The sequence below is a fragment of the Streptomyces sp. NPDC022910 genome, from assembly GCF_055561075.1.
On the sequence record NZ_JBVHHL010000038.1, the window covers coordinates 1 to 20,887 of the forward strand.

Here is a 20,887-nt window from a genome sequence, read left to right on the forward strand (position 1 = left end):
GGAGCAGAAGTTCATCGACGTGGAGAAGCTGGCGCTCAGCCGCATCTGACACGATGCGCTGGCGCCACCGGCGTACGCAGTCCCACCGGCCCTCAGGCCTCCCGGCAGCCTGCACGGGAATCTGCGATACAGCAGCGAAGTACAGCAACCCCAGCAATTGGCAGCGCCGGTCCCATCCGTGCCCGACTGCACGGGGAACCACGGGGAACTGCGGTGTCGAGCGGGCACGGCGCAACGCAACGGCCCCTGACTGATTCACCTGGTCAAGGGCCGTTCACCTGCACGATGGGTGTGGGATTTGAACCCACGGTGGCTCGCGCCACGACGGTTTTCAAGACTGCAGTTGGATCGCGAGTAGCAGTTCTTACCAGCACTGAAGTTCGATAAGATCCGCGGTCTTCGTACCGAGGAGGGATCATGGACAAGGGCCGCAGGACCAACAACAGCGCGGAAACCTCCGACGATGTCATGGACGAGCAGACCGTGGTCCAGCTGGTGTACCGGCCCCAGCCTGCCGACACACGGGTCGGTCTGCGGGTCCGCGACCGGATCAAGCGCACCAAACTAGTGCTGCGGGGCGTGCTCCTCGCGCTGTCGGTGGGGTTCTGGCTGATCACTATCGACGTGGTCTCGACCCTTCTGCTTTTGTTCGTTGTCCTGTGGATGTGGGGGTACCCACGGCTACACGTCGCCTACGTGCAGCGGATCATCGGATGGCAGGGCGAGTACCGCGCCACCGTGTCTGCGACCGGGATCACCTGCCGCAGCGACCACAGCACGTTGATCCAGAAGTGGTCCATCTACCAGGGCTACCGGGAGACGGCCGACCACTTCGTCCTGCTCAGCCGGGACCCCAACATCATGTGGCTCGAAGTCCTGCCCAAGCGGGGCGTGCATGAGGCCGGGGACCTCGACAGGCTTCGGGCCATCCTGGACCAGCACATCACTCGCGTGTAACAGACGTGAAAGGCGCCCCCCGCCGTCGGTCGACGGCCGGGGCCTGCCACTGGGATGTGGCGTACAGCAACCGCCGCGACCGCAGCCGACTAACTCCACCCGCCGGCGAACGTCTGATCAGCCGGGCAGACTTCAGCGACCGGGGTTCAGCTCAGCCGTGCGCCGGCGTATGCGGCCATTGCGTCACGCTGGTACTCGGCCAGGCCGACGGCGATCTTGTCGTAGGCCGACTTGAACTGCGGGTCGTCGACGTAGGTCTGGCCCAGACCCTTGTACGCGGGCGCGGTGGGCGTCCAGAACCGGCACACACCCTGGTAGTGGGCGTCGACCTCGGCCAGCACGGCCGGGTCGTCAGCCGGCGTTCCGGCAGCCATGAGCTCGGCCATCCGGATCATCTGCGCGGTGGTCTCCCGCTGCATCCGCTCGTGGTCCTGCGGGGTGAGGGTGTCCACGAACTGCCGGGACTGCTCCCACTGTGCCGGCCACCGCTCGCGGGCCTGCGCGTCGTGCTGCGAGGCGTCGAAGCCCTCGAACAGGTTCTCCGGCTTGTTGATCTTCGGCATGTTGTTGCTGTCCTTCCTTTCCTCCAGTTCAGCGATCGTGCGTTCGACGGTCCCTGCCAAGGTAGCGAGCCGATCCCGTTCCATCAGGAGCCGCTTGTGGTGCGCGCGAAGCGCCTCCACCTCGTCGACCTGATGGTCCAAGACCTCGGCGATCTCGGTCAGCCCAAGGCCCAGTTCCCGCAGCACAAGGATCTGCTGCAACCGCAGCAGATCGTTCTCCTCGTAGTGGCGGTAGCCGTTGCCGCCAATCCACGCCGGAGGCAACAACCCGATCTCGTCGTAGTGCCGCAGGGTCCGGGACGTCACCCCGGACATACGGGCCACGTCCGCGATCGACCACGCCATGACCGTCTCCCATCAGCTGGGCCGGTTTCTCCGGCCTCATCAACGACGGTAGAAGTTGACGCAAGGGAAAGGTCAAGCGCAGCCCGGACCACCGCGCCCCGCGCTGAAGGCCCACCCTCGGGCTCCGACACCGGTGCCCCGTCCTGCGTCAGTAGACAGGCCGTCAAGGTCGCTGGACCGAACTTACAAGGCGGATGTCGGCGGTTCGAAACCGTCCGCGCCCACCAGTTCCAGGACACATCAAAGGCCCAGGTCAGCGGGTGAGAACCCGGAGACCTGGGCCTTCGGCTTTCTTGATCTGGTCGTCGACGTGGTCGGCGATCAGGTCGTCACGGCCGTCGGGTCTCAGAGTCACGAGTGCCGGACGGAGACGGTTCGGCCCTCCAGATCGATGTCACGGCGCTCCAGGGTCGCGGGCTCACCGAAGCGGAGCGCGCTTCTCCCGGCAGGTCGGAGACATTTCGTGATCTGCTTGCCGAGCCTCGCGACTGAGCAACGCCTGGCGAGAACTGTGCGCGACCGTTCAGGTGGTCGGCAGCACCTGCTGGCACCAGATGGTCTTACCCGTGGTGTTGTGCCGGGTTCCCCACTTCTGGCTGAGCTGGGCGACCAGGAGGAGGCCCCGGCCGCCTTCGTCGTAGATGCGGGCGCGGCGCAGGTGGGGGACGGTGCTGCTGGCGTCGGAGACCTCGCAGATCAGCGAGTTGTCGCGGATCAGTCTCAGCTCGATCGGGGGTTCGCCGTAGCGGATGGCGTTGGTGACCAACTCGCTGACGAGCAGCTCGGTGATGTACGTCGCATCCCACAGTCCCCATGCGTCCAGCTGCTCGACGGCGAGCTGCCGTACGCGCGCGACCAGCGCCGGGACGGCGGGTATGTCCCAGCTGGCGACCCGGTCCGAGGTGAGCGCGCAGGTGCGCGCGAGCAACAGGGCCACGTCGTCGGTGGGACGATCGGTGACCAGCGAGTGGATGATGGTGTCGCAGGCGGCTTCCAGCGACACCGATGCCGATGGCGACGCCAGCGCGTGACGCAATGCGGTCACGCCTTCGTCGAGGTCGCGCTCACGGGTCTCGACCAGGCCGTCGGAGTAGAGGGCCAGCACGCTGCCCGCGGGCAGGTCCAGCTCAGTGCATTCGAAGGGCAGGCCGCCCAGACCGAGCGGCGGGCCCACGAAGCCGCAGACAAGATCCACAGCACCGTCGGGGGTGAGGAGGACGGGCAACGGGTGACCTGCCGAGGCCAGTGTGCAGCGCCGTGAGACCGGGTCGTAGACCGCGTACAGGCAGGTCGCTCCCACGTGGCCGCCCGCCGTCTCGTCTCCTTCGGCCACGCCGGACTGCTCGTCGTCGGTGAAGTGGAGGACAAGGTCGTCGAGGTGGGTGATGAGCTCGTCGGGTGGCAGGTCGATGTCGGCCAGGGTGCGCACGGCGGTGCGCAACCATCCCATGGTGGCCGACGCGTTGATGCCGTGGCCGACGACATCCCCGACGACGAGCGCGACCCGGCTGCCGGAGAGCGGGATCACGTCGAACCAGTCGCCGCCCACCCCGGCCTGCGCGCCCGCCGGCACATACCTGAAGGCCACATCCGCTGCCGTCTGCCCGGGGAGCTGATGCGGCAGCAGACTGCGTTGCAGAGCCAGCGCTGTAGCCCGTTCGCGGGTGTAACGACGCGCGTTGTCCACGGCTGCGGCAGCCTTGGCGGCCAGTTCCTCGGCGATGGACAGATCGCTGTCGTCGAAGGGCTGGGTTTCTTGCGTGCGCCAGAAGTTGGCCGTCCCCAGCAGCATGCCCCGTGCCTGCAGCGGCGCTGTGATCAGCGAGCCGAGGCCGAAGTCCAGCACGCTCTCGCCGTGATCCGGGACCAGAGACCGCCATGCGGCCGAGGCGTGCAGGTCGGGCTCCAACCGGGCAAGCCCGCTGCGGAGGCCGTAGGGCGCCGGAGCAAGGGGCTCGGGCAGCGCGCCCCTGGGGTGGAGCGGATGGTTCTCCCGGATGCCTGCCGCAGCCACCCGCCGCACTTCCCTGGAGCCGTCCTCCGGCTCCTCACCGAGCAGGACGGACGCCGCCAGGTCGACCGTGACGAAGTCGGCGAACCGGGGTACGGCCACCCGCACCAGCTCCTGTGCGGTCCGCTCCATATCGAGGGTGGTGCCGATGGTCGTGCTGGCATCGCACAGCAACCCGAGGTGTCCATGAGCCACCTGCGCCCGCTTGCGCTGGACACGGGTGCGAACAGCCAGCTCCGAGACCGCGACACCGATGACCAGCAGCAGGAGAACCGTCCAGGTGTCCTCGGCACTTCCCAGGGACCAGTTCTGCCATGGCGGGACGAGGAAGTAGTCGAACCAGACGGCGGCCGACACCGCCGCGACCATGCCGGCGAGGCGGTAGCCCTGAGCGGCCACGGCCACCACCACCGCCACCAGGACGAGAGCCGCATCGACGCTGGGGAACCTGGTCCGGATCGGCACCAGCGCGAGGCAGACAAGCAGCGGCCCCACCAGGGCGCACACCATGGCTAGGGCGCACACCATGGCTATCGAGCGACCCCTGAGAACCTGCACAAATTCACCATACCCACTCATAATCATCCCCTGAGTCGGGAGCTGTGGGTCTGGCTTTACGACCGCAACCAACCGGGGAGGGACGTCCCGGGTGCGGTGCGGCGGGTGATCTTGCCCGAGCCGTGCGGTCGGCCCGGTCTCGCTGTGCGGTCACCTACAGGGCATTTCCCTCGGTGTGATCCATGTGATCCATGTGATCCATGTGATCCTGCAGCACCTCACGTCCCGCCCTCCGTCGGCACGCGGAACACCGGGCCTCGGTTGCCCAGCAGGCCGGGAACGCCCTGCCACAGGGCCGCGCCGTTCGCCTGCTCCCAGTCCGCCGTCGCCCGGGACCGCGCCCACTGGGTCACGGCCACCGGGAGCAGCATGAGGGGTGGCATGACCTCGTGGAACGTCAGGCCGATGAGCAACATCCAGCAGGCCGACGCACCCACGAATCCGGCCGTGCGCCGTAGCGTCAGCCGTCGCGTCGCCTCCTGCCCCGGGTACGGTTCGGCGACGTCGCCGATCGCTGCGGCGTGCTCGTACTTGCGGCGGAGCCGGGCGGGGAGACGGAAACCCAGCGGGAGCAGCAAGAGCGACACGAGGGTGACCACGGTGGCTCCCACCGTCAACGTCTCCAGCCGGCGAGCGGTGCCGATCAGGACCAGCAGCACCGCCTCGGACAGCACCATGCCCGCACCCGTCATCAGCGCGCACATCCGCTCGAAGCGCACCACCCGTATCAGCCCGGATCTCGCGGCCTCGGCCATCGTCCCAGCTCGCTCTCTGCCCGGGGACACCCGTGCGGGCAGTGAAGATCCAACGTCGTGCGGAACGCGGGGTCAACAGCCGCGATGCCAGGAGTTCGCAAAGGCTGTTTCAGCCGAGGACCCCGGCCGCCACCGGCCGGGGTCCTCGGCGTTCGCTCCGTCATGCCTCCTGTGACGGCTCCTCGTGCGCGTGCTTCAGACGCATCCGCATGGTCACCGTGTCCTCGACCGCGACCTCCGCCCAGAAGCGGTGGCAGGAGACGAACACCGCCAGCTCCCGCTCGCGTTGGCGGAGCTTTTCCACCTCCGCCTGTTCGTCCTCGGTCCAGCCCGGGGAAGCGGGGCGTTCCACCTTGCGCCAGCCGGTGTCGTCGCTGAATCCGTCCAGCGGCTCCACCGACCAGGGAAGCCGCTTCAGCAGGGCCAGGAGCTCGGCCCGGACCTGATGCAGCTCCTCCTGACCGGCGAGGAGGTCACTCGGAAAGTCATAGGTCGCAGCCACGCCGCAATGCTACGCCTGTTCGATTTTGCGACGCGAGCTGCTTCAGTGACTTCACTCGAACGATTGTTCTCGAACGGTTGTCCCGTCTGACGGGATCCTTGCCTGCGGCCTCACGCTGACTCAGATCGCCGAAACGCCGTCTCGAACCCGGTCTCTCCCTCATCCCGGGTGACATGGCGCGCTACCGGGCCGTCGGCATCCGCCTCTCCGCTGCCGATCCTGTGGGGCGGCGTCCTCGCAACGCCCGCGCCTCCGCTACCACGAGAAGAACGGCTTCCGGCGGGTCGCCTCCCTCGCCGGCGCGGACGGTCTCGGGTCGCTCGACATGATCCTCGACGCCGGACGGATCCCACTGAGTGTTCCGTTCTATTCAGGTAAGGCTGCTCAGGTCTAGCTGGACAGCCTTACCTGAAGGAATTACCGTCACCACCATGGAGCAGAACCCCGAAGGCGTCTCCGAGTCCGCTGCGCGTGCGGCGCGTGACCTGCGGGTCGTGTTCAGCCGGCTGCGGCGTCGTATCAGGGAGGTCGCCGGGGACGAGGAGCTCACGCCCTCCCAGGTGTCGGCGCTCACTCTGGTGAGCAAGGGCGGCGCCGCGACCGCCAGCACCCTGGCGTCCGCCGAGGGCGTGCGCCCGCAGTCGATGGCCGCCACGCTCGCCGTCCTCGAACAGCACGGCCTGATCCGGCGCAGTCCCGACCCGGCCGACGGCCGCCGTCAGTTGGTGACCCTCACCGAGGCCGGGCGCGAGCGCGTCGAGGGCGACCAGCAGGCCCGCAAGGAGTGGCTGGCCCGCGCCCTGCAGGACCGTTACACGGAGGAGGAGCGCCAGAAGGTCCTGGCGGCGCTCACCCTGATGGAACGGCTCACCCGGCCGTGATACCGAAACTCGCCGGCACGGCCGCGGGGACCCGGCTGCCCGTGCCGGCCGACCGCTTCGACCCCCGACTGATCGCCCCGATGATCCTGGGTTCCGTACTGAGGTCGTGGCCTGTGAGGGGCTGCTCCTGCTGGACTCCGACAGCCCGGTGTGGCTGCTGATCGCCGTCGGCGTCGTCATGGGAGTCCCGCAGGCCCTGATCGGCCTCGCCACCCAGAACGCCCTCTACCGGCAGTCCGCCCCCGAACGCATCGCCTCCGCCGCCGGATTGCTGCGCACCTTCATGTACCTCGGTGCGCTGGGCGCCTCCGCAGCGAACGCGGCCTTCTTCGCCCACGGCGCCGACACGGCGGGACTGCACGAGCTGGCCCTGTTCATGGCGGCGGGATCCGCCCTGCTCGTGCTGGTCACCCTGCCCGACCGTTCCCTGTCCGCTCTCACCCCAGCCTCTCCCACTTCCACCCCCACCTCCGAAAAGGCCTGAGCCATGGCTCTCACCACACTCGACTCGCGCACCGCCCTCGTCGTGATCGACCTGCAGAACGGCATCGTCGGGATGCCCGTCCAGCCCCACAGCGGCCCCGAGGTGGTGGCCCGCTCCGCCGAACTCGCCGACGCCTTCCGGGCGCGGGACCTCCCGGTCGTCCTGGTCCGGGTCTCCTTCGCCGCCGACTGGGCCGACGCCGTACCCGGCCGCACCGAGCAGCAGCGCGGCGCCGGCGCCTACCCCGAGGGCTGGGACGTCATCGTCGACGAACTGTCCGGCCACCCGGGCGACCTCCACGTCACCAAGCACAACTGGGGCGCCTTCCACGGCACCGACCTGGACGTCCAGCTGCGCCGCCGCGGAGTCACCCAGATCGTGCTGACGGGCATCGCCACCAGCATCGGCGTCGAGTCCACCGCGCGGGCCGCGTACGAGCACGGCTACCACGTCACGCTCGCCACCGACGCCATGGCCGACGCCGACCCCGAGGCGCACCGGGGCAGCGTCGAGCGGATCTTCCCGCGCCTCGGGGAGACGGGTACGACGGCCGAGGTCCTGGAGCTGCTCGCCAAGACCCACGCGGTCTGACCCTCGGGTCTCCACCGCCCGTGGGCCGGCCCAGCCCGGCGGCTACCAGTCGGCCATGCGGTCGTGCCCGATCTGCCCGGCTGGCGCGCGCACAGCCGGCCCGGGCTGCGGTTCATCCGCGTGCCCGGGCCGGCGCCGCTCACCGTCGGCTGGGCGGTACGCCGCTGGGAGACCCTGTCCCCGTCGGCCCGCGCCTTCGCCGACACGGTCACCCGGCACAATTCCGGGTCCTGAACGCTCAGGAGTCCAGAAACGACCAGCCCAACTCCCTTACGAGCCTGGTCGCCACCGGCACCGCCACCCCGTGCAGCTCGGCCGCCCGCAGCAACGCCCCGCCGATCGCGTCCAGTTCGAGCGGCCGGCCCGCCTCAGCGTCGCGCTGCATCGACGACCTCATCTCCGCAGGGAACGCGTCGTACCGGGCCAGGGCCGCCGCCGCGTCCGTGGCGGCTCCGCTCGCCCTGCCGACCGCCGCCGTCTCCTCCACCAGGGACACCAGCTCCTCCCGGTACCGGGTGCGGATCTCGCCCAGCGGTACCCCGTACCGCGTCGTCAGCAGCGCGAACGGCGCGAGGAACGCCATCTTCGCCCACAGGGCCGCCGCCTCCCCTTCCAGCACGCGTACCCGCACCCCCGCCCACTCCAGGGCCCCGGCGAGCCGGTCGAGCCGGTCGCGCGCCACGGTCTCCCCGGTCAGATCGACCTCCACGAACGGACTGCCGTGCTCGATCACCCCGGGCGCGAGGCGGGTCGACTCGACGCGGATGACGGCGGGCGCCACCCGTGCGACGCCGTAGCGCCCGCGCAGTGCCGCCGGGTGTTCCACGCCGTTCAACAGCGGTACGACCAGCCCGTTGTCGTCGAGTGCCTTCGCCGGCACACGCTCCAGCGCGGCGTCGAGTGCGGTGTGCTTGACCGCGACGAGCACGACGTCGGCCGGCTCGCGCAGTTCCGTGTCCGCCTCGACCCGCGCGGTGAACTCGCCGTACCGGCCGCTGTGCACGCGGATGCCGTGCTCGCGCAGGGTCCGCGCGGTCTCGTCGCCCGCCAGACAGATCACCCGGTGACCGGCCCTTGCCAGCAGTGCGGCGAGCAGACCGCCGACACCGCCCGGGCCCAGGACCGCCACTGTGAGGTCGTCGTTTGCCATGTTCCGTCCCCGCATTCTCGTGCCGAGGGCCCCGGTGCGGGGCCTCGGCGAGGATCACAAGCCGCCGTGAGTGCAGTCAATCCTCGGGGATACTTGCCGATACCCAAGGAAATTCCGGGAGTCGGTCAGTCCCTCCGCAGCCGTACCGAGGACCCCGGTGTGGGCAGGTGCAGGCGGTCGGTCAGGCCCGCCTGCGCGAACGCCTTCGTGAGCGTGCCGCCGTCCTGGGTGAAGTGGGCCCAGTGCTCGAAGTGCAGCGGGACGACATGGCGGGCGCCGAGGATCCCGGTCGCCTCGGCGGCGGCCTCGCTGGTCAGCGTCAGCGTGGCGTCCGGGACGAGCGGGGTGCGGGCGGCTCCGGCGAACAGGACGGCCACGTCGAACGGACCGAGGCGGTCGGCGATCGCGCGCACCACATTCAGCGAGGCGTTGTCGCCGCTGACGTACACCGTGGGCAGGCCCTCGCCGGACAGGACGAAGCCGGTGACCTCGCCGACGATCGGTTCGCTGCCCTCGGGGCCGTGCAGCGCGGGGACGGCGGTCACGCGCAGCACCCCGCCGCCCGGACGCGGAAGTTCCACGTACTGCCAGGTCGGCAGGGCCCGCACGGGGGCGCCGATGCGGTCGTACGCCGACGCCGTGGACAGGGCCAGCGGGACCTCGGCGAGGTAGCGGCGGCCCGCGGCGTCGAGGTTGTCCGGATGCTGGTCGTGGGAGAGGAGGACGGCGTCGACCGGCGCGATCTCCGTCGCCGGGACGGCCGGACCCGCCGTCTTCACCAGGCTCCGTGAGCCGATGGGGTACTCGCCCGGGGCGTCGAAGGTGGGGTCGGTGATCAGACGTACGCCGTCCAGTTCGACGACGGCCGTGGGGCCGCCCACGTAGAGGATGTCGACAGTGGTCATGCCGTGCACAATCCGGAGGGGCAGTGGGGGTATTCCCACCGGTTCGCACGAGGTCGCATGTGCGCGGGCCGTAGGCGCGACACTGGACGCATGTGCCGCAGTATCAAGACGCTCAGGCCGCCCGCCATCCCCGAGGACGCCACGGAGGAGGAGATCCGCGGCGCGGCCCTCCAGTTCGTGCGCAAGGTCTCCGGCTTCCGCGCCCCGGCCGCCCACAACCGCGAGGTCTTCGAACACGCGGTGGACGCGATCGCCGCGGCCACCGCGGAACTGCTCGCCGGCCTCGAGGTACGGGGCCGGACCGGGGAAGCTACTCCCGTGGGGCGGGCACACGCATGAGATAGGCCGCACCCGCGCCCGCCGCGAACAGGGCCGCCGCCGAGACGCCCGTCGCCAGCCAGCTCGCGCCCAGCCACTGGCCGCCGAAGTAGCCGAGGGCCACGCTGTACGCGGCCCAGGCGATGCCCGCCAGCGCCGACCAGGGCAGGAAGTCCCGGGCGCGGCGGTGGGCGGCGCCCGCGCCGAGGGAGACGACGGAGCGGCCCGCGGGCGCGAACCGGGCGAGGATCACCAGAGCGCCGCCGCCGCGGGCGAGCGCCGCGCCGAGACGTTCCTGCGCGTTGGTCAACCGGCGCGAGCGGGCTATCGCGCGGTCCAGGCGGGCCCCGCCGTGCCAGGCCAGGCGGTAGGCGACCAGGTCACCCAGGACCGAGGCCGTCGCCGCGCACAGGACGAGTCCGAGGATGTCCGGCGCGTGCGCCACGGCCGATCCGGCCGCCGCGGCGGTCGCCGCCGTGATGACCAGGACGCCACTCGGCAACAGCGGCAGGAACACGTCCAGCAGGACCGACGCGGCCACCACGGAGTAGATCCAGGGGCTGCCGGCCAGCGACCCCATACTCTCGAACACCCGAACTCCCCGTCCGACTCCCCAGAGGCAACTGCGTGCCGCGATGTCGCGGGGGGAGCGGCAGGAGCGGCCTTCAACAGCCATACAGTGTACGCGGCGGCTGTGACGAGGGATGCGCCGGGGGTTGGTGAGGCGATTTCTGGGCGGTCTCCTCACGCTGGACGAGACGGGACTGGGCGGTCCCGGCGGGCGCCGGGGCAGGCCGCGACGGGCTCCGAGGCCCGCTACTTGTCGGCGGCCGAGCGGGAGGCGAAGAGACGGTCGGGGGCGAACGTGTCGCCCTTGGCGCCCGCCGTGCCACCTGGGACGCCGAAGGGTGAGGCGGCGCTGTGGCGAACCTGATCAATGCTTGCGAGCTCAACGTTTGGCCATGCGGCCGACGACGCTCGCGGTTCCGTTTCGGCCGCCGCCGCACGCAGGACCGCGCGCGCCACCGCGTCGGCGTCGGACAAGGTGACCGAATCCACCCCGGGCCTGGCACCCGCGGCGGTCACCCAGTGCACGCCCTCGGTGGGCACACCGAACGCGAATCGCCGTGGATGGGCGATGCCCTGTCGGTCGACCAGACGGTAGGGGCGCGGTGTCACGTCCACGCCTCCGGTTTCGTAACCGTCCACCGTGTGCGGACGGCATCCGCCCGCCCGGAACAGGCCGCCGAGGAGTTCGTCGGCGGTGCGTCGCAGATCCGGCTCCGGCAGCCGCGCCTCGACGAGTGTGCGGACACGTACGGTCGAGCGCGGGACGTCCGGGGAGTGCGCGACCCAGGCCCCGGCCTCGGCCCGCACCTCCAGACGCGGGCCCACCACCTCCAGTACGCCCGCCTCGATCAGCGCGGTCATCTCCTCGATGCGCCGCCTGGGCGGACCGATGGACAGGAAGGCGTTGAGCGGGGTGTACCAGCGGTCCAGATGGTCCCGGCGGGAGTCGCCGGACAGACCGCCGTGGTCGACGATCAGGCGCAGTTCGTTGCGAAGGTCGCGCAGCACGTCCAGCGCGGCCTTGAGCGGGCCCTCGACATTGCCGAGCGCGGCCTGCGCGGCGTCCTCGCGGAGGTGGTCGAGAAGCCAACTTCGCCATGCGGAGGGCGAGTCGAAGGTCCGTCCCGTGTACGGGCGGGAGACGCGGTCCCAGCGCCAGCGATCGGTACGGGATATGCCGAACTCGTCGAGGAGGGCGCTCTCCTCGGGGTCGCGGTGGTCGGTGGCCAGAAAGCGGTCCCGGAAACCGGACCGTTCGGCACCCCGGCGGGCCAGCAACGCCTCGTAGTAGACCGTTTCCACCTCCTTCGCCACCAACGGCCATATCTCGGCCCTGAAGTCCGGCGCCTCCCCGGAGTCCGCGCGCTTGCGGAACCGGGCGGTCACCTCGTCCGTCAGCAGCAGGGGCGCATGGCGGCCGAAGGGGCCCTTCGCGTTGTCGCCGCGCGCCTGGTGGGGCACACCGCGGCGGGAACCGGCGTACAGCCGCGGCTCCCGTCCCGAGGGCAGGTAGCGCAGTTCCGCGGCGGCGCGGACGAAGCGGCCGCCGCGGCCCGTCGTGAGAAGGGCCATGTGGTCGAAGAAGTTGAGGCCCAGGCCGCGCAGCAGGACCGGTTCGCCGGGTTCGAGCGGGGAGAGGTCGACATCCGCCGGATTGGCGGGAGGGATGTGGCGCAGTCCATGACGGGCCGCGTGCGCGGTGAGCCGACGCCGGTCGGGGTCCGCGACCGAGGGGAGATGGCCCTGCGCGAGGACCACGGCGGACAGTCCCGTCAGGGTGCGGCCGGTGGAGAGGGTGAGCGTCTGGCGGCCGTCGGGCGCGTCGTCCAGGCGTATCGCGCGGCCGGTGTGCACCTCGACCCGGAGCGCCTCTGGCGCGCCGTCCACCACGTGGGCGAACACCCACTCCAGGTAGCGTCCGTACTGGGCGCGGGTGGGGTAGTCGTCGGGTCCCAACGCGGCGTCCGCACGGCCGGTTTCGTCGCGGTCGGAGTCCAACCCCCCTGGGCCGGACGCACCGTTGTCGCGGGCCCACTCGTACAGGCTCGGCCCCGGCCGGATCGGCCCCGCGCACTCCACGCTCTCGTCGGTGAACAGTGTCACCTGGCAGGCCACCGTGTTCATCAGCAGCTCCGGGGACTGCGCGGTACGCCAGACGCGGCCCGGCCCCGGTGGAGCCGGGTCGACGACGTGCACGGTCAGCCCCGCGCCGGGCGGGAGGAGTTCGGGGGCGGAGGCGCAGAGGCGTTCCAGGACGCTCGTGCCGCGCGGTCCCGCACCCACGAGGGCGACGGAGGTGGCTACGGATTCCATGGTCGCGGCAGACAAGACGGGGGACTCCCGGGCGTGTGGGGGCGCAGGGTGACGGACGGGCCCGCTGGAAGCGGACGGTCCGCCTCATCATGCCCGCGTGGGCCACGGAAGCCAACGCGCGTCCCACACGCCCCGGATGTCCCTCATGCGGTGGTCAAGGGTGACTCCTCCACGGTCGTGAGCCGTGCCTTTCCGGTCCCGTCCGGGCGCGTCCGGTCGACCCGCAACGACGCCGAACGGCCGTGCAGCGTCAGCGTCATGAGCTGGTTGCCGAACCACGGGCCGCCCGCCCGGCGCCAGTCGAGTGGGGGGCGCGCACCCCGTCCGTGCCGGGCGAAACGGCGGCCCAGGGCGCGCCCGAGGCCGCTCCAGCCGAAGCGGAAGCCGAGTCTTATGGACAGGGGGACCGAGTTGTGGACGGGGGAGCAGGTCAGCTGGAGGACGCGGGCGTCGGGCCCGCGGCCCGGCCACTCGGGCTCGGCGACGTACCCGTGATGCACATCACCGGACAGCACGCACACGCTCGCCGGCGCACCCGGCCCCGTACCCGCCTCGGCGACGAGCCCGGACAGCGCCTCGAACGACGCGGGGAACGCGGCCCAGTGTTCCAAGTCGGCCAGTCGGCGCAGACGTTCGCCGAACCGGGCCCACCGGGCGCCGCGCTCGCCGCGGCACAGGGCGGCGCTCCACACCTCGGCGTCGTGCACGAGGTGGGGGAGCAGCCAGGGCAGGGAGGTGCCGATCAGCAGATGGTCGCAGGCGCCCCGAGCGCCGAGCACCCGCTCGCGCAGCCACTGCGCCTCGGCGGCGTCCAGCATCGCCCGGCCGCTCTCGTCGAGGACTCGCGCCGCCCGGGTGTCCACCATCACCACCCGTACCCGGCCGAGGTCCCGGTGGTAGCTCCAGCGGACGGTGGACGGGTGGGCGTCGGCCTGGGTGGCGTACGCGCGCAGGACGTCCGTTCCGTCCGGGGTCTCGCGCACGGCCGCGTAGAGCGGGTCCGCGGCCATCTCCGCCGGCGACAGATTGCCGAGGTGCTGGTGGACCCAGTACGCCATCAGGCCGCTGAGCAGCCGCTCGCGCCACCACGCGGTCGCGCGCATGTCGGCGACCCAGGAGGCGCTGGTGTTCCAGTCGTCGATGATGTCGTGGTCGTCGAAGATCATGCAGCTGGGCACGGTCGACAGCAGCCAGCGGATCTCCGGGTCCAGCCACGACTCGTGGTAGAGCCAGGTGTACTCCTCGTAGTCCGCCACCTGGCCGCCCGGCGGATCGGTGAGTCCGCGTCGGGCGGCGATCCGGTCGCGGATCGCCGAGGACGTCTCGTCGGCGTACACCTGGTCGCCCAACAGCAGCAGCACATCGGGGCGTTCGGCGTCCGGGGCGGCGGCGAGGCGGGCCGCCAGGGTGTCGAGTGCGTCGGGGCCCACACGGTCCCGCCCACCGACGGGAGGGGCGGCCCAGCGGCAGGAGCCGAAGGTGATCCGGACCGCCTCGGGGTCGGGCGTACGGATGACGGAGGGCGGGAAGGGCGACTCGGGCTGCGGCCACACGGGCGTGCCGTCCAGCAGCACCTCGTACGCCTCCGCCGTGCCCGGGACGAGCCCGGTCACCGGCACGACGGCGTAGTGGTGCCCGGCGATCTGGAAGGTGCGTGCCGTGCCGCGGGCGCCCGAGGGGCAGCGCACCTCGGCGGTGCACGGACGGCTCGCCTCGACCCAGACTGTCGCGGACGAGCCGTCCACGTATCTCAGCAGCGGTCCCAGGCACAGTCTTGTCATGGTGATCCCCTCCTCCGTCGCCCCGTACGGTACGGAACGACGGAGGTGAGCGGGGAGGGTCCGGGGATCAGCAGTTGGCGAGGTAGCTCTGGAGCGCACTCTTCTCGGCCGAGTCGACGGAGAGGTTGTAGTAGTACTTCACCTGTACCCAAGCGCGGACGTACGTGCAGCGGTACGCCGTCCGCGACGGCATCCAGGTGGCCGGGTCCTGGTCGCCCTTGGCCTGGTTGACGTTGTCGGTGACGGCGAGCAGCTGCGGACGGGTGATGTCGTTGGCGAAGCCCTGGCGCTGGGCCGTCGTCCACTTGCTCGCGCCGGAGTCCCAGGCCTCGGCGAGCGGGACCAGGTGGTCGATGTCGACGTCGGAGGCGGCGGTCCAGGTCGCGCCGTCGTACGGGGAGTACCAGCTGCCGCTGGTGGCGGCGCAGGAGGAGTCGGTGACGACGTTCGTGCCGTCGCGCTTGAGGATGTACTCGCGGGTGTTGCAGGTGCCGCTGATGGTGATCCAGGTCGGGAACAGGTCGCGGCTGTAGCCGGTGCGGTTCTCGGTCGCCACGCTGAGTGAGGCGAGGTAGCTGCGTGCGGTCGCGCCGCTGACCGGGGTGGGGAGTGCGGCGGAGGCGGTCGGACCGTTGAAGAGTCCGACAGAGGCTATCAGTCCGGTAAGAGCCGCGAGTATGCTGACGCGTCGACGCGCGTAGACCTTGGGCATGCGAACTCCCTTGTGGGGTGGGGGTGTTGAGGTGCGGGCGTGGAAATGCTCGCGGGGGTGTGTTGCCGCCAGGTGTGCGTACGGTAAGAAGCTAATGACGCGTTCATGACACAACAAGAGGTGTGACATGACTTACGGCCCCTGGGGGCCCGCCCGGTGGTCGCGTAGCATGGATGGCGCAGAAGGGGAGTAGCTCTTCGCCGGACCGTCGACATACTGCTCAGCTCGCCTGAGCCGGCGCCCGGAGGCGGATCCTTCCTGAGGATCGGCCAGCGAGACCTTCGGCATGCAGTGCACGCCCGTGTCCTACGGCACGGGTGAAGCGTGTGCTGCCGTGCCGAGGTGTCGCAGCAGTCACAGCACTCTCGGTGGGGCGGCCCCGACCGATTGAGGGATCTTGATCAGCATCACCGTCCTGGCGCTCGTGTTCGGCGTCGTCTTCCTGGCCGAACTGCCGGACAAGACGGCCCTCGCCGGGCTCGTCCTCGGCACCCGTTACCGCGCCTCGTACGTCTTCGCCGGCGTCGCCGCCGCCTTCCTGCTGCACGTCGTGCTCGCCGTCGCGGCGGGCAGCCTGCTGACTCTGTTGCCGCAGCAGATCGTGCACGGGATCACCGGTGTCCTCTTCCTCGCCGGCGCCGTCGTGCTGCTGCTGAAGAAGGACGACGACGAGGAGGAGATCCGCCGGCCCGAGAACCAGAGCTTCTGGAGGGTCTCGGCGGCGGGCTTCATGCTCATCCTGGTCGCCGAGTTCGGTGATCTCACGCAGATCATGACGGCGAACCTCGCGGCCCGCTACGACGACCCGCTCTCGGTGGGGCTCGGCGCGGTCCTCGCCCTGTGGGCGGTCGCGGGGCTCGGCATCGTGGGTGGGAAGGCGCTGATGAAGCGGGTGCCGCTGAAGTTGATCACGAAGGTCGCGGCGCTGTTGATGCTGGTGCTGGGGGTGTGGAGCCTCTATGAGGCCGTGGCGGCGTGATCTTCGCGGGGGTGGCCGGTCGGTGAACGGCTGATGGCGGAGTGCCGAAGGCTTCGCCCGTGCGCTGGCGGGATGCGGCCTTGTTTTGTACCGTAGAGGAACAAAGTGGCTCCCGCCCGCTTTCCCTGACCGGCGGGCGGGGCCGCCTTGTCCCCGGGGCCGCTCGCCAGCCCCTTCCTCGCGCACTGGAGCCACGCCGATGACGGCCACGACCGTTCTCACCGCCCGCGCCCTGCTGCTGGACATGGACGGCACCCTCGTCAACTCCGATGCCGTCGTGGAGCGCTGCTGGCGGCGCTGGGCCGACCGGCACGGTCTTGACGGGGACGAGGTGATGAAGGTCGTGCACGGGCGCCAGGGATACGCGTCGATGGCCGTCCTGCTGCCGGACCGCCCCATGGAGCAGAACCTCGCCGACAACGCCCGCATGCTCGCCGAGGAGACCGCCGACATGGACGGCGTGGTCGAGGTCCCCGGCGCCGCCGCCTTCCTCGCCTCTCTCGCCGGACTCCCGCACGCCCTCGTGACCTCCGCGGACGTGGCGCTCTCCACTGCCCGCATGGCCGCCGCGGGCCTGAAGCTGCCCGACTTGCGGATCACCGCCGAGTGCGTGGGCGCGAGCAAGCCGGACCCCGAGGGCTTTCTGAAGGGCGCCGCCGAACTGGGTGTCGCCCCGGAGGACTGCGTCGTCTTCGAGGACTCCGGCGCGGGCATCGCCGCGGGGCGCGCCGCCGGAATGCGCGTGGTCGGCGTCGGCCCCCGGGCCGGTCTCCACGGCCCCGACGCGCTGGTCCCGGACCTGACACGGGTGCGCGCGGAGGCGACGGAGGGCGGGACGATCCGGCTGCGCATCGGCTGACCGGCCGGTGGCCGCGGACGCGTCAGGGCTCGGTCGTCTCCGACTCCAGCTTCGCCCTCGTCGCCGCCCCGTACACGCCGTACTCGTCCTGCCTGATGCCGCGCGCGAGCTGGTAGCTGCGCACGGAGTTCTCCACCTGGCCGTCGTAATGGCCGTTCGCCGGGCCGAAGTACAGGTTGATCCGGCGCAGCCGGAGCTGGAGTTCGGTGACCTCGGGACCCTTGTCGCCGGGTCGCAGGACCGGGGAGCGGCTCTGGCCCCCGCCGTTGCCGGAGCTCGGTGAGGCCGAGCCGGTGGCCGGCGCGGTGGTCGCCGACCGGCTCTGTGTGGCAGAGGCGGACGCGCTCGGCGACGCGCTCGACGACACCGAGGGCGAGGGGCTCGTGCTCGGCGACGGCGTCGCGCTCGCCGAGGGTGCCGACGCGGACTCGGTGGGCGCCGGTGCCGACGCTTCGCCCGGCGACGACTGCTCCGGCACGCTCGCTCGTACGTCCTCGGGCAGCGCCCCGTCCCGTGCCGGCGGCTTGTAGGAGAACAGCCCGCTGGCGAACCCCGCGGCCGCCACGACCGCCACGACGGCCGCGGCGGCGGCCAGCAGCAGGGTGCGCCGCCGTTGACGGGGCGGCTCGTCGTCCGCGGGGGCGGGCGCGACGTGCCCGCTGCTCCTGTAGGCCCCGCCGGGCACGGCGCCGAGCCGCATGGTCTCGTTGGGTCCGGGGCTCCCGTCCGGCACGGAGTTCCCGTCCGGCACGAGCTGTGCCGCGGCCGCGAGCCGTACGGTCTCGTCCGGGGCCGCCGCGGGCCGCTCGGCGGCGTGCGGTCCGGCGCCGAGGTGCTGGGTGTGTTCCGGTCCGGCGCCGAGGCACTCGGACTCCTCCGGCCCGGTGCCGACCCGCGACGCCCCCTCCGGCCCGGTGGCCTGAGGCGCCGCGTTCTCCCCCAGGGCCGCGAGCCGCATGGTCTCGTCCGGTGCCACAGGCCCCGCCGCAGGCTTCTCCGTAGCCCCCTGTGCTGTCCCGTGGGCCTCGGTCGTGGTGACCTCCAGCTCCACATACGGCCGGATCCTCAGTGGGTCGAAGTCCTCCGCCGCTGCCGCCTCCGCCGTACGGGCGTCCCGTAGCGCTTCGGACGCCCGTCGGGTGCAGCCGCACGACGGAGTGCCGTCCGGCCGCCGCGGTGCCGCGCACTCCGGGCAGGCCTGTCCGTTCGATCCGCTCACGCGTGGGTCCCCTCCCGACGAACTCCAGAGATTATGCAGATCTCCCACACACAATCTCCCGGGAGCCCCCGGAATCCCCGCTTCCCATAAGGACTCAACAGGCCATAACGGGTCACACCGACCAGGATGAGAGTGCACGATGGACGGGAACCCCGGGACCGCGCGGACGGCGCCGCCCGGGCCAGGGTCCACGGAGGTCGTACGACTGTCCCCGGGAGGCCTTCATGACCGACGGCACGCAGGGCAGGGCGGGAGAGGCAGAAGAGGCGGCAGAGACGGAGAGAGGCGGCGCCGGACTGCTTTCCGCGCGGCACGCGTCCGTCGACTCGAGCGTCCACGGGGGCGTTCTCGTCTCCATCGGCGCACTGCTGCTGGGCATGCTGCTCGCCGCGCTCGACCAGACGATCGTCTCGACGGCGCTGCCGACCATCGTCAGCGATCTCGGCGGTCTGGAGCATCTGTCCTGGGTGGTCACGGCCTATCTGCTCGCGTCGACCGCGGCGACCCCGCTGTGGGGCAAGCTCGGCGACCAGTACGGGCGCAAGAAGCTGTTCCAGGCCGCGATCGTGATCTTCCTCGTCGGATCGGCCCTGTGCGGCATGGCCCAGAACATGCCCGAACTGATCGCCTTCCGCGCGGTCCAGGGGCTCGGCGGCGGCGGACTCATCGTGCTGTCGATGGCGATCGTCGGCGACATCGTCCCGCCCCGGGAGCGCGGCCGTTACCAGGGGCTCTTCGGTGCCGTTTTCGGCGCGACCAGTGTGCTCGGGCCGCTCCTCGGCGGGCTGTTCACCCAGCATCTGAGCTGGCGCTGGGTGTTCTACGTCAACCTGCCCGTCGGCGTCGTCGCCCTCGCCGTGATCGCGACGGTCCTGCGTATCCCGAAGAAGTCCGAACGGCACGCCATCGACTACCTCGGCACCCTCCTCATCGCGTCCGTCGCCACCTGCCTCGTCCTGGTCGCCTCGCTCGGCGGGACGACCTGGGGCTGGAGCTCGCCGCAGGTCGTCGGCCTGGCGGTCCTCGGGGCCGTCCTGCTCGTGGCCTTCGTACTCGTCGAACGCCGGGCGGCCGAACCCGTCCTGCCGCTGAAGCTCTTCCGCGTCCGCACCTTCTCACTCTCCGCGGTCATCAGCTTCATCGTGGGCTTCGCGATGTTCGGCGCGATGACGTACCTGCCGACGTTCCTGCAGATCGTCCACGGCATCACACCGACCATGTCCGGCGTGCACATGCTGCCGATGGTGGTCGGCATGCTGTTGTCGTCCACCGGCTCCGGCCAGATCGTCAGCCGCACCGGCCGCTGGAAGGTCTTCCCGATCGCGGGCACCGCCGTCACCACGATCGGTCTGCTCCTGCTTCACCAGCTCGACGAGCGCAGCAGTACCGCGGAGATGAGCGGCTACTTCTTCGTCTTCGGTCTGGGCCTCGGCCTGGTCATGCAGGTCCTGGTGCTGATCGTGCAGAACGCCGTCGGCTACGAGGACCTCGGCGTCGCCACCTCCGGCGCCACCTTCTTCCGTTCCGTCGGCGCCTCGTTCGGGGTGTCCGTGTTCGGCGCGATCTTCGCGGGCCGTCTCGGCCACAACCTCACCGCGGCGCTCGCCGGGCGTCCGCTCCCGCCGGGCGTCAGCCCGGACGCGCTGAAGGCCGACCCGCGCGGTGTCGCCGCCCTCCCGGCCGCCGTACGGCCCGCCGTCCTGCACGCGTTCGCCGCCTCGATCACGGACGTCTTCCTGTACGCCGCCCCCGTAGCCCTCCTCGGCTTCGTCCTCGCGTGGTTCCTGCGCGAGGACAAGCTGCGCGGTTCGGTGACGGCGCCGGACGGCACGGAGACGCTGGCGAGCAACCCCGTGGAGCGTTCGTCGTACGACGAGGTGTGCCGGGCGCTGTCACTGCTCGGCTCCCGCGACGGGCGGAGGCAGGTCTACGACAAGATCACCAGGCGGGCCGGGTACGACCTGCTGCCCGGGGCGAGCTGGCTGCTGCTGCGGATCAAGAAGTACGGCTGGGCCGAGCCGGGGGTGCTCGCCGAACGCAGCACGGTCCCGCTGAACGTCATCCTCGCCGCCGCACGTCAGCTGGAGGAGCGGCGCCTGGCCCGGCGCGAGGGGCTGGACCTCGTCCTCACCGAGGAGGGCCGCGAGGTAGCCGAACGTCTGTCCACGGCCCGCGAGGACTCCTTGGCCGAGCTGCTCGGCGACTGGTGGGGCCCGGACCGCCCGACCGACCTGGCCAGGCTGGTCCAGGAGCTGAACGCGGAGTTGTGCGGCTCGGACGCGGAACGTCCGCAGACCCAGGAGCGGTCGGGCACGCGCCCGACCGGACGTACCTAGGCCTTGGGGTCAAACACCCGCCTGCCCCGCGACGCCTGGGCCCGGTGCGCCGAGCCCGGCACGCCGAGAGCACGCTGCCGCACTCTCGGCTTCGCTCG

Annotated in this window: 20 protein-coding genes; 9 read left to right on the forward strand and 11 right to left on the reverse strand. The window is 71.1% G+C overall.

From position 1 onward, the window contains the following. Positions 1-417: 417 nt before the first annotated feature. Complete coding sequence (locus ACZ3TS_RS28975; protein ID WP_467623667.1) at positions 418-957, forward strand: YcxB family protein; 540 nt, start codon at positions 418-420, stop codon at positions 955-957. 146 nt (positions 958-1,103) lie between these two features. On the opposite strand, the gene ACZ3TS_RS28980 is transcribed toward ACZ3TS_RS28975, so the two are convergent. The 4 genes from ACZ3TS_RS28980 to ACZ3TS_RS28995 all read right to left on the reverse strand — a co-directional run bounded on the left by ACZ3TS_RS28980 (position 1,104) and on the right by ACZ3TS_RS28995 (position 5,691). Then, positions 1,104-1,865 carry a MerR family transcriptional regulator gene (locus tag ACZ3TS_RS28980; RefSeq protein ID WP_467623668.1) on the reverse strand — a complete coding sequence of 254 codons (762 nt, stop codon included), beginning with the start codon at positions 1,863-1,865 and terminating at the stop codon, positions 1,104-1,106. Positions 1,866-2,388: 523 nt separating this feature from the next. After that, the gene (locus ACZ3TS_RS28985) at positions 2,389-4,434 is read right to left on the reverse strand and encodes a SpoIIE family protein phosphatase (RefSeq protein WP_467623670.1); all 2,046 of its coding nucleotides are present in this window, start codon (positions 4,432-4,434) and stop codon (positions 2,389-2,391) included. Positions 4,435-4,652: 218 nt separating this feature from the next. Beyond that, positions 4,653-5,189 carry a hypothetical protein gene (locus tag ACZ3TS_RS28990; protein WP_467623672.1) on the reverse strand — a complete coding sequence of 179 codons (537 nt, stop codon included), beginning with the start codon at positions 5,187-5,189 and terminating at the stop codon, positions 4,653-4,655. A gap of 160 nt (positions 5,190-5,349) precedes the next feature. Continuing rightward, complete coding sequence (locus ACZ3TS_RS28995; RefSeq protein WP_467623674.1) at positions 5,350-5,691, reverse strand: hypothetical protein; 342 nt, start codon at positions 5,689-5,691, stop codon at positions 5,350-5,352. Between the two features lie 431 nt (positions 5,692-6,122). On the opposite strand from ACZ3TS_RS28995, the gene ACZ3TS_RS29000 reads away from it, so the two are divergent. From ACZ3TS_RS29000 to ACZ3TS_RS29015, 4 genes are all read left to right on the forward strand, one after another. After that, positions 6,123-6,572, forward strand: coding sequence for a MarR family winged helix-turn-helix transcriptional regulator (locus tag ACZ3TS_RS29000; protein WP_467623675.1), 450 nt, complete (start codon positions 6,123-6,125; stop codon positions 6,570-6,572). 106 nt (positions 6,573-6,678) lie between these two features. Then, the gene (locus tag ACZ3TS_RS29005; RefSeq protein ID WP_467623677.1) at positions 6,679-7,056 is read left to right on the forward strand and encodes a hypothetical protein; all 378 of its coding nucleotides are present in this window, start codon (positions 6,679-6,681) and stop codon (positions 7,054-7,056) included. A gap of 3 nt (positions 7,057-7,059) precedes the next feature. Continuing rightward, positions 7,060-7,647: a hydrolase gene (locus ACZ3TS_RS29010; RefSeq protein ID WP_467623678.1), complete on the forward strand. Its 588-nt coding sequence runs from the start codon at positions 7,060-7,062 to the stop codon at positions 7,645-7,647. Positions 7,648-7,710: 63 nt separating this feature from the next. Then, positions 7,711-7,881 (forward strand): hypothetical protein, encoded by a 171-nt coding sequence (locus ACZ3TS_RS29015; protein ID WP_467623681.1) that lies wholly within the window; start codon positions 7,711-7,713, stop codon positions 7,879-7,881. A gap of 4 nt (positions 7,882-7,885) precedes the next feature. Here ACZ3TS_RS29015 and ACZ3TS_RS29020 read toward each other — a convergent pair whose 3' ends face one another. Both ACZ3TS_RS29020 and ACZ3TS_RS29025 read right to left on the reverse strand, forming a co-directional pair. After that, entirely contained in the window at positions 7,886-8,797 is a 912-nt protein-coding gene (locus ACZ3TS_RS29020; protein ID WP_467623682.1) for a ketopantoate reductase family protein, read from the reverse strand. 125 nt (positions 8,798-8,922) lie between these two features. Beyond that, complete coding sequence (locus ACZ3TS_RS29025; RefSeq protein WP_467623685.1) at positions 8,923-9,702, reverse strand: MBL fold metallo-hydrolase; 780 nt, start codon at positions 9,700-9,702, stop codon at positions 8,923-8,925. A 90-nt stretch (positions 9,703-9,792) separates the two neighbouring features. Here ACZ3TS_RS29025 and ACZ3TS_RS29030 point away from each other — a divergent pair, with 90 nt between their 5' ends. Continuing rightward, positions 9,793-10,041, forward strand: coding sequence for a DUF2277 domain-containing protein (locus ACZ3TS_RS29030; RefSeq protein ID WP_467623687.1), 249 nt, complete (start codon positions 9,793-9,795; stop codon positions 10,039-10,041). Here the strand turns inward: ACZ3TS_RS29030 and ACZ3TS_RS29035 are convergent. From ACZ3TS_RS29035 to ACZ3TS_RS29050, 4 genes are all read right to left on the reverse strand, one after another. After that, on the reverse strand, positions 10,013-10,612 hold the full coding sequence (locus ACZ3TS_RS29035; protein WP_467623688.1) for a DedA family protein: 600 nt from the start codon (positions 10,610-10,612) through the stop codon (positions 10,013-10,015). The two genes, ACZ3TS_RS29030 and ACZ3TS_RS29035, sit on opposite strands and share 29 nt — an antisense overlap. Positions 10,613-10,836: 224 nt before the next feature. Then, positions 10,837-12,903, reverse strand: coding sequence for an FAD/NAD(P)-binding protein (locus ACZ3TS_RS29040; protein WP_467623691.1), 2,067 nt, complete (start codon positions 12,901-12,903; stop codon positions 10,837-10,839). A 143-nt stretch (positions 12,904-13,046) separates the two neighbouring features. Beyond that, complete coding sequence (locus tag ACZ3TS_RS29045; protein WP_467623693.1) at positions 13,047-14,684, reverse strand: DUF7800 domain-containing protein; 1,638 nt, start codon at positions 14,682-14,684, stop codon at positions 13,047-13,049. Positions 14,685-14,751: 67 nt separating this feature from the next. Further along, positions 14,752-15,396, reverse strand: coding sequence for an HNH endonuclease family protein (locus tag ACZ3TS_RS29050; RefSeq protein WP_467623696.1), 645 nt, complete (start codon positions 15,394-15,396; stop codon positions 14,752-14,754). A gap of 397 nt (positions 15,397-15,793) precedes the next feature. Here ACZ3TS_RS29050 and ACZ3TS_RS29055 point away from each other — a divergent pair, with 397 nt between their 5' ends. Both ACZ3TS_RS29055 and ACZ3TS_RS29060 read left to right on the forward strand, forming a co-directional pair. Next, on the forward strand, positions 15,794-16,375 hold the full coding sequence (locus ACZ3TS_RS29055) for a TMEM165/GDT1 family protein (RefSeq protein WP_467623697.1): 582 nt from the start codon (positions 15,794-15,796) through the stop codon (positions 16,373-16,375). A gap of 199 nt (positions 16,376-16,574) precedes the next feature. After that, entirely contained in the window at positions 16,575-17,234 is a 660-nt protein-coding gene (locus tag ACZ3TS_RS29060; RefSeq protein ID WP_467623700.1) for an HAD-IA family hydrolase, read from the forward strand. A gap of 22 nt (positions 17,235-17,256) precedes the next feature. On the opposite strand, the gene ACZ3TS_RS29065 is transcribed toward ACZ3TS_RS29060, so the two are convergent. Continuing rightward, a complete protein-coding gene (locus tag ACZ3TS_RS29065; RefSeq protein WP_467623702.1) occupies positions 17,257-18,453 on the reverse strand; it encodes a peptidoglycan-binding domain-containing protein in 1,197 nt (398 codons plus the stop codon). 224 nt (positions 18,454-18,677) lie between these two features. Here ACZ3TS_RS29065 and ACZ3TS_RS29070 point away from each other — a divergent pair, with 224 nt between their 5' ends. After that, entirely contained in the window at positions 18,678-20,789 is a 2,112-nt protein-coding gene (locus ACZ3TS_RS29070) for an MDR family MFS transporter (RefSeq protein ID WP_467623704.1), read from the forward strand. Positions 20,790-20,887: the final 98 nt, after the last annotated feature.

Bases quoted from the DNA above. Each gene is read 5' to 3' on its own strand.
- ACZ3TS_RS29060 (WP_467623700.1), top strand. From the start codon at position 16,575: ATGACGGCCACGACCGTTCTCACCGCCCGCGCCCTGCTGCTGGACATG.
- ACZ3TS_RS29070 (WP_467623704.1), top strand. From the start codon at position 18,678: ATGACCGACGGCACGCAGGGCAGGGCGGGAGAGGCAGAAGAGGCGGCA.
- ACZ3TS_RS28980 (WP_467623668.1), bottom strand. From the start codon at position 1,865: ATGGCGTGGTCGATCGCGGACGTGGCCCGTATGTCCGGGGTGACGTCC.
- ACZ3TS_RS29050 (WP_467623696.1), bottom strand. From the start codon at position 15,396: ATGCCCAAGGTCTACGCGCGTCGACGCGTCAGCATACTCGCGGCTCTT.
- ACZ3TS_RS28990 (WP_467623672.1), bottom strand. From the start codon at position 5,189: ATGGCCGAGGCCGCGAGATCCGGGCTGATACGGGTGGTGCGCTTCGAG.
- ACZ3TS_RS29045 (WP_467623693.1), bottom strand. From the start codon at position 14,684: ATGACAAGACTGTGCCTGGGACCGCTGCTGAGATACGTGGACGGCTCG.
- ACZ3TS_RS29040 (WP_467623691.1), bottom strand. From the start codon at position 12,903: ATGGAATCCGTAGCCACCTCCGTCGCCCTCGTGGGTGCGGGACCGCGC.
- ACZ3TS_RS29030 (WP_467623687.1), top strand. From the start codon at position 9,793: ATGTGCCGCAGTATCAAGACGCTCAGGCCGCCCGCCATCCCCGAGGAC.
- ACZ3TS_RS28975 (WP_467623667.1), top strand. From the start codon at position 418: ATGGACAAGGGCCGCAGGACCAACAACAGCGCGGAAACCTCCGACGAT.
- ACZ3TS_RS29020 (WP_467623682.1), bottom strand. From the start codon at position 8,797: ATGGCAAACGACGACCTCACAGTGGCGGTCCTGGGCCCGGGCGGTGTC.
- ACZ3TS_RS29000 (WP_467623675.1), top strand. From the start codon at position 6,123: ATGGAGCAGAACCCCGAAGGCGTCTCCGAGTCCGCTGCGCGTGCGGCG.
- ACZ3TS_RS29010 (WP_467623678.1), top strand. From the start codon at position 7,060: ATGGCTCTCACCACACTCGACTCGCGCACCGCCCTCGTCGTGATCGAC.
- ACZ3TS_RS29025 (WP_467623685.1), bottom strand. From the start codon at position 9,702: ATGACCACTGTCGACATCCTCTACGTGGGCGGCCCCACGGCCGTCGTC.